The sequence below is a fragment of the Prescottella defluvii genome (genome assembly GCF_000738775.1).
GTDB lineage: Bacteria > Actinomycetota > Actinomycetes > Mycobacteriales > Mycobacteriaceae > Prescottella > Prescottella defluvii.
On record NZ_JPOC01000039.1, the window covers coordinates 21,908 to 28,194 of the forward strand.

Annotated in this window: 5 protein-coding genes and 1 other RNA gene; 3 read left to right on the forward strand and 3 right to left on the reverse strand. The window is 68.8% G+C overall.

All coding sequences use genetic code 11. The annotated features are described in order from the left end of the window. Positions 1-26: 26 nt before the first annotated feature. Positions 27-500, forward strand: coding sequence for an SsrA-binding protein SmpB (gene smpB / locus IJ15_RS0115205; protein WP_031939202.1), 474 nt, complete (start codon positions 27-29; stop codon positions 498-500). A gap of 89 nt (positions 501-589) precedes the next feature. Here smpB and IJ15_RS0115210 read toward each other — a convergent pair whose 3' ends face one another. Together IJ15_RS0115210 and IJ15_RS0115215 are read right to left on the reverse strand one after the other, a co-directional pair. Beyond that, entirely contained in the window at positions 590-2,662 is a 2,073-nt protein-coding gene (locus IJ15_RS0115210) for an amidohydrolase family protein (protein ID WP_031939203.1), read from the reverse strand. Between the two features lie 145 nt (positions 2,663-2,807). After that, positions 2,808-4,016, reverse strand: coding sequence for a lipase family protein (locus IJ15_RS0115215; protein ID WP_031939204.1), 1,209 nt, complete (start codon positions 4,014-4,016; stop codon positions 2,808-2,810). 227 nt (positions 4,017-4,243) lie between these two features. Between IJ15_RS0115215 and ssrA the strand changes: the two genes are divergently transcribed. Then, positions 4,244-4,615, forward strand: a transfer-messenger RNA (tmRNA) gene (gene ssrA / locus IJ15_RS25625). A gap of 112 nt (positions 4,616-4,727) precedes the next feature. On the opposite strand, the gene IJ15_RS0115220 is transcribed toward ssrA, so the two are convergent. Continuing rightward, positions 4,728-5,159, reverse strand: coding sequence for a DUF5994 family protein (locus IJ15_RS0115220; protein ID WP_031939205.1), 432 nt, complete (start codon positions 5,157-5,159; stop codon positions 4,728-4,730). A gap of 202 nt (positions 5,160-5,361) precedes the next feature. On the opposite strand from IJ15_RS0115220, the gene IJ15_RS0115225 reads away from it, so the two are divergent. Further along, positions 5,362-6,000, forward strand: coding sequence for an alpha/beta hydrolase (locus IJ15_RS0115225; RefSeq protein WP_231569544.1), 639 nt, complete (start codon positions 5,362-5,364; stop codon positions 5,998-6,000). The last annotated feature ends 287 nt before the right edge of the window (positions 6,001-6,287 follow it).

Below are 6,287 nucleotides of genomic sequence, written 5' to 3' on the forward strand. Positions count from 1 at the left end.
GGAACGAGAACTGTGAGGGCCCGCACGTGAAAGAGAAGGGCCGCAAGGTCATCGCGACCAACCGCAAGGCGCGACACAACTACACCATCATCGACACCTACGAGGCCGGTGTCGCCCTGGTCGGCACCGAGGTGAAGAGCCTGCGGGAGGGCAAGGCGTCGCTCGTGGACGCGTTCGCCACCGTCGACGACGGCGAGGTGTGGCTGCGCGCACTACACATCCCGGAGTACACGCAGGGCACGTGGACCAACCACGCGCCGCGGCGTACCCGCAAACTGCTGCTGCACAAGCGCGAGATCGAGCACCTGGTGGGCAAGACCCGCGAGGGCAACCAGACGCTGGTGCCGTTGTCGATGTACTTCTCCGACGGCAAGGTCAAGGTCGAACTCGCGCTCGCGAAGGGCAAGCAGGACTACGACAAGCGTCAGGACCTGGCCCGCCGCACCGCCGAGCGCGAGGTGACGCGTGAGCTCGGGCGTCGCATCAAGGGCATGCGCTGACCGAAGCGCTCTCCGTGTGCCGACGACGGTGGCCGCCTCCCCGAAAGGGAAGGCGGCCACCGTCGTTCAGAGGCTTCGCTACTGCTGTCCTACTGTGCGACCCGCTCCCACATCTGCAGGTACGCCTCGGCGCCGCGGGACATGTCGTCCATGAACTGGGCCCCGTCGTTGCCGGCGTGCACCCGCATGTCCTCGATCCAGTCGGGGATCATGCCGTACTGCGCCAGGCCGTCGGTGTTGAAGTCGAACGTGCGAGTGCCCGCCCGCTGCTGATCCATCACCGTGCCACCGTCGAACGTCGTGAACGGGTACTCGACTCTGCGCGTGCCGTCCTTGCTCGGCGCCGGCTGTGAACCGAAGCCGTTGGTGTCGGCGCCGTAGCCGTAGCCGAAGTAGAAGTTGTCGTCACGCCCCTGCCGGGCCTCGCGCCACTCCTTGACGAAGTTCTCTGACGGACCCGCGTACGACGCGACGAACCCGCCGAGCTTGTAGATCCGTGGGTAGTTCGACGGGTCGGTCCACCCGTGGCTCGACACGACGCCGGAGTACTGCGCGTCCTCGAGGATCCGCAGCGCCGAATCGGCGGTCTTGACGCTCATGTGATCGATGTCGACGATCATGCCGCGCTGCATCATGGCCCGGATCGCGTACTCCCCGAGCGGGGTCAGGTCCCGGACGTTGCAGACGTCACCGGTCGGGTACACGGGCAACGTAACCCCCGGGGGCAGGGACTTCGCCAACTCCACGGCGTCGTCGCCGACGTTGCCGATCGGGTTGTCGGTGGCGATGCCGGTGCACCGCTCGGCCTGCCAGAACTCGCCGGTTCCGATGAAGTTGCCGATGTTGACCGCGGTGCCGGTCAGTCCTCCGTCGAAGCGCACCCCGCCGAACGCGTTGTCGAACTTGTGGGTCAGGATCACCTGCCGCACGCCCATCGCGTACAACTCGTCGAGGCCGGCGTCGACGTCCTGTTCGGTGCACTGGGGGATGCCACCCGACAGCCCGCACCCGAACGGTTCGGAGATCTCCATGCCGAGGGTGACGGCCAACTTGCCCGACGCCGCCACGTCGCGCGCCTGCTGCGGCGAGTCGACGATCCGGAACCAGCCCCGGCCCGGGCCGCCGTACTGCGCGTCCACATAGTCCTGGATCTCGCGGGCCTGCCGGGCCTCGATCCGGACGGTCTCCATCTCGTCGCACGGGTTGCTGCGCAGCGGATACAACTCACACAGCACGCGGTTGGAGACGAGCAGGTTCGTGAAGACCCGCAGACCGCCGCGCCACGCGCGTTCCACCCAGCGGTAGTACATCTGTTCGTGCGTCATCGAGTCGTACGACGGCACGTCGGCGAAACTCGGCCACATGGTGGTGTCGTGCGACTCGAACGGGTTGCCGTGCGAGAGCACGTTCTCGATCAGCGCGGGCAGCCCGTCCGGCTTGTGGTCCTCACAGTCCTGCATTGCGACGGTGATGCCCAGCGGGGAGTACGGCTCGCCGCAGCGGATGCTGCCGCCGATGAACTCGTTGGCGTTCATGTGGACGTGCGCGTCGATGAAGCCGCGTACCTCGCCGTCCGCGGTCGCTCCGACGGGAACGCCGGTGGCGTTGACCTCGGCCTCAGGGAAGTCCGCGCAGCCGTCGGCGGCGGCGAGACGGAAGCGCCCGGCCTCGGGGTCGATGCCGGGATCGGTGATGGTCAGGCGACCGTCGGCTCGGCCCACGCTCAACTGCTTGCCGGTGGTGACCGCCGTGACGGTGTAGGCACCGTCGGTGAACGTCAACGCCCAGTCGGCGGCCGGGGTGGCCTGCGGCGACGGGAACACCCGTCCGGATTCGCCGGCCATCAGCGCGGTGTCGGCGCCGAAGAACAGGAACCGGCCCAGTTGCGCGGCCTGCATCCGGAAGGGCGTCGCGGCACCGGCGTCGACGCCGGTCCGGAAACCGTCGCCGTCCCGTGCGACGAATCCGGGGCTGACGTCGGACGCGAGCGTGTAGCAGCCCCCCGCGAGTCCGTAGACGGGATCGGTGGGCGGGCCGGGTTCGGTCGGGTTCGGCGACAGTGGCACGGACACCGCTGCCGCGGCGCCGGCGACGGTGAGCGCCACCGCGGCGGCGAGCAGCGGTAAGGCCCTCCGCCGAGCGAATGTGAATCTGTTCTTCATCGGCGGAGTCCCCTCACGAGCGCAGGCATCGGCTGTATGGCGAGCAGGCTAGGGGAACCTGAACGACCGTCCAGCTGCTTTGGCGAACAAATCTCGACAGGTGGACATATACGATCTTTGATCAGGCGTAAACGGCGTCCGGGGGTCAGCAGTTGCTCGGCGCGGGTAGGCCGGCGAACCGATCCTTCAGGTACATGAAGGCCGCGGGCAGGCCGACGGCGGCGTTCGTCATGTGTTCGGCGATGGGGTAGGCGTGGAACTCGAGCGTCGCCCCGGCCTTGCAGTACCGGCCGGCGGTCGCGGCCACGGATCGGAACGGCGTGAGTTCGTCGGACGCGCCGTGCCACATGAAGACCGGCGCGGTCGGCACGCCCGGGTAGTCGACGAGACTGTTCTCCCGCATCACCGCACGCACCCTCTCGTCCCGGATCAGGTCGGTGGACTTCGCGACGCCACTGACGCTGTGCAGCAGGCCCTTCGCGATGATCAGCGTGCGGCACTCGTCCCGGAGTTCGTCACGCAATGCGATGCCAGCGGGGCTGAGCTGGTCGCCGAGGGGGAGTCGATCCGGGTACTCACGTTCGAGGCCCACCGCCGCGGCGAAGCCCAGGCCGAAGCCGGGATGCCGGTCGGCCAGCCCGAGGCCCAAGGCCATCTCCTCGATGCTTGCCGGAACGCCGCCCTGCGCGACACCCGCGAGCTGCACGTCCGGTGCGTACGTGGGGTTCAGGGCCGCCGCCCAGGCTGTGGCCATGCCGCCGCCGGAGTATCCGGCGAGGGCAACCGGGCTACCGCTCAGGCGCAGCTCGGGCAGGCGCTTGACGGCGCGGACCCCGTCGAGGGTGATCATGCCGCCGAGCTTGGCCGCGCCGTACGCGCTGTCCGGTCCCAGGTGGTCGGGAATCGCGAGCGCCCACCCCTGTGCGAGGGCCAGCGGCAGCCCGAACACATCCTTGATCTCGCCGGTGAACAGGGCCGCGGACGGAGCACAGTGCAGTCCGAGCGAGTTGACGATCGCCTGGTACGACAGCACGGGCATGTCGGTCGGCGAATTGATGGGCTTGATCACCGTCGTGACCGCGGGGATGGGTTCACCCGAAGAGTTGGTCGAGCGGTACTTGATCTGCCACACCTCGTTGCCCGGGGCGAGCCACGTGTCCGCGCGGCGGACTTCGAGGACGTCGCCGGGCGCCTTCGACGCGATGTCCGGGGGAGCGGCGTAGAACGGGTCCGTGTACGGGGTGGGGTAGGCGGGGGCCGCGCCTGCCGCGGCCGGCGACGCGAGCGTGCCCGCCAGGACGGCCGCGAAAGCGAGTGTGGCGGTCGAAAGTAATCGGCGTGCGAACGAACTCATACCCTGGTTCCCCCCGTACGAGTAGCGGGTGACGAACATCACCCCAATGGCCGTCTCGGGGCCCGACATTAACCGAACCGGTCGCCCCGGAAAGGGGAAACGCGCAGATGGGGTGGTCCGTCGCGTCGCTGCCCGGAGTGTGACGGACCAGGTGGCCGATAATGGGGATGATTCCCGCGCTTGATCGGGTTAAAGTAAGTAGCCCCGCGAGAATCGTGGGGACGTACGGGGCTGAACGGTTTCGACTGCGTACGTTGAGTCAGGGGAAGCGTGTCGGTGCAGGCAAGAGACCACCGTAAGCGTCGCTGCAAACCAATAAGCGCCGATTCCAATCAGCGCGACTACGCCCTCGCTGCCTAAGTAGCGATCGCGTGTCTGTCAGACCGGGTGTGCCCTCGCCCCGGACCCTGGCATCAGCTAGAGGGCTTCACCGTTCCACTCGGTCGCGGAGTGGAACGGGACATCCAACAGTGACTGGGATCGTCATCACGGCTTGTTCGCGAGACCGGGAGATCCAAGTAGAGACATAGCGAACTGCACACGGAGAAGCCCTGGCAAAGCGGCGGAGGACCCGGGTTCGATTCCCGGCAGCTCCACCAAGAGGCCCGGTCAGAAGGTAGTCACCTTCCGACCGGGCCTTTTCGCTGTCTCGGTGCGGGACACGCGAGGGGTCCTCCGGTCTGCCGTGGATGGGTGTGCCAGCCGCCGCGCTCAGGACGACTCGACCACCCGGCGCATGAGCTGATACCCGTAGTGCGCGTCGAGTCCGGGACGGACGACGACGAGGTCCAGGTGGCGGCCGTCTCGCCCGTGGACGCGCAGGACGTTGCCAGGCTGACCCGGCTCAGGGCCGGTGATCTCGACACCATCGTCGATGTCGATACCGCGCTGCTTGATGCTGACGGTGTTCCAGCCGAAACGGATACTGGCGACCGCTCCGAGACGAGGGGTGAGTTTGGTGATCAGGTCGTGCAACTCGGCCGTGAGGTTCCGGGTGCGCGGCCACCAGACCCCGTCGACGTCGTTCGCTTCGCCCGCCCGCAGAAGCAGTCGCGGGGTTCGGGTCGGAGTCGGGAAGGGCTGCCCGCCCTCGGGGGAGGCCGCGTCCCGGTTCAGGCACGGATGGTTGAGAATGTGCGTCATCGGACGCTCCTGGTGTGGCCGCGAATCGGCCGATAATTTCCAATCGCGGCCCGTGTGAACAGAACGCTCGACGTGAAGTGCTGCGCGATACCTCAACGCTACACGCTGGGGCGATTCGGAGAGCAGCTCGAACGGACGGTGGTGCAGCGGGGTCGCGAAATTCGGCGCCCATCCACACCGGGCGCGGCTCCGAATGCGGTGTGTGCGGCTGATTCGTGAGAGTTCGAGACGAGGCCACGACGGGACGGTGCCGTCGATGGTCGTGGTGGTGTTGCCGGGCGGGAAGGTGACCGACCGTCGCCGCACCCGCTGTTTCCAGGCGGCGGACTTGCGGATGGCGGCCTTCACCGGGGCGCTCCGCCGCGCCGGTCGTGCGCGCGGTATCGAGGTGCGGCAGATCCGCTATCGGGTCCGGGGTTGGAACGGGGCCGACCGCAGCCCGGTCCACGACGCGCGTCGGGTGCTCGCGGAGTTACCCCAGGACGTGCCTGTCGTGCTGGTGGGGCACTCGATGGGTGGACGGGTGGCGGCCGTCGTCGCCGACGATCCGCGGGTCTGCGGACTGCTGGCGCTGGCGCCGTGGTGGCCGGACGGCGAGGGTGCACGGGTGCCGCAGGGCGTACCGATGGCGGTCGCCCACGGCACGGCCGACCGCTGGACCGACCCCGCCGCATCCCGGAGTCAGACCGAATTGGCTGCCGCCCGGGGCACGGATGCGCGGTGGAGGGGCATCCCCCGTGCGGGCCACACGATGATGGGCCGGCCGGCCCTGTGGCATCGGATCGCGGTCGATTTCGTTCTGGACCAATCACGGCGCCTGTCGTCTCCGAATGCCTCGTGACAGCGATGCAGCGACGGAGGGAACGGGTGGTCGTGACAGGTAACGGGCAGAGACGGCAGATCGCGGTGGTCGGTGCCGGAGTGGCGGGGCGGACGCGTCGTGGGGGGTGGCGGAGGGGGCGGGCGGCACGCTGTACGAGGCGGGCGGACGGCTCGGCGGGGCCGCCGGCACACATCGGGCGGCGGACGCGGCGGGGGGCGCCCCCCCCGGCGGCGACCGCGTCCCTCGTCCCACAACCCCCCCCCCCCCCCCCCTCACCGGACCGGTGCCCCACCCCGCGGGACCCC

Excerpts from the sequence above, each read along its gene's own strand:
- IJ15_RS0115210 (WP_031939203.1), bottom strand. The coding sequence starts at position 2,662 with ATGAAGAACAGATTCACATTCGCTCGGCGGAGGGCCTTACCGCTGCTC.
- IJ15_RS0115215 (WP_031939204.1), bottom strand. The coding sequence starts at position 4,016 with ATGAGTTCGTTCGCACGCCGATTACTTTCGACCGCCACACTCGCTTTC.
- IJ15_RS0115220 (WP_031939205.1), bottom strand. The coding sequence starts at position 5,159 with ATGACGCACATTCTCAACCATCCGTGCCTGAACCGGGACGCGGCCTCC.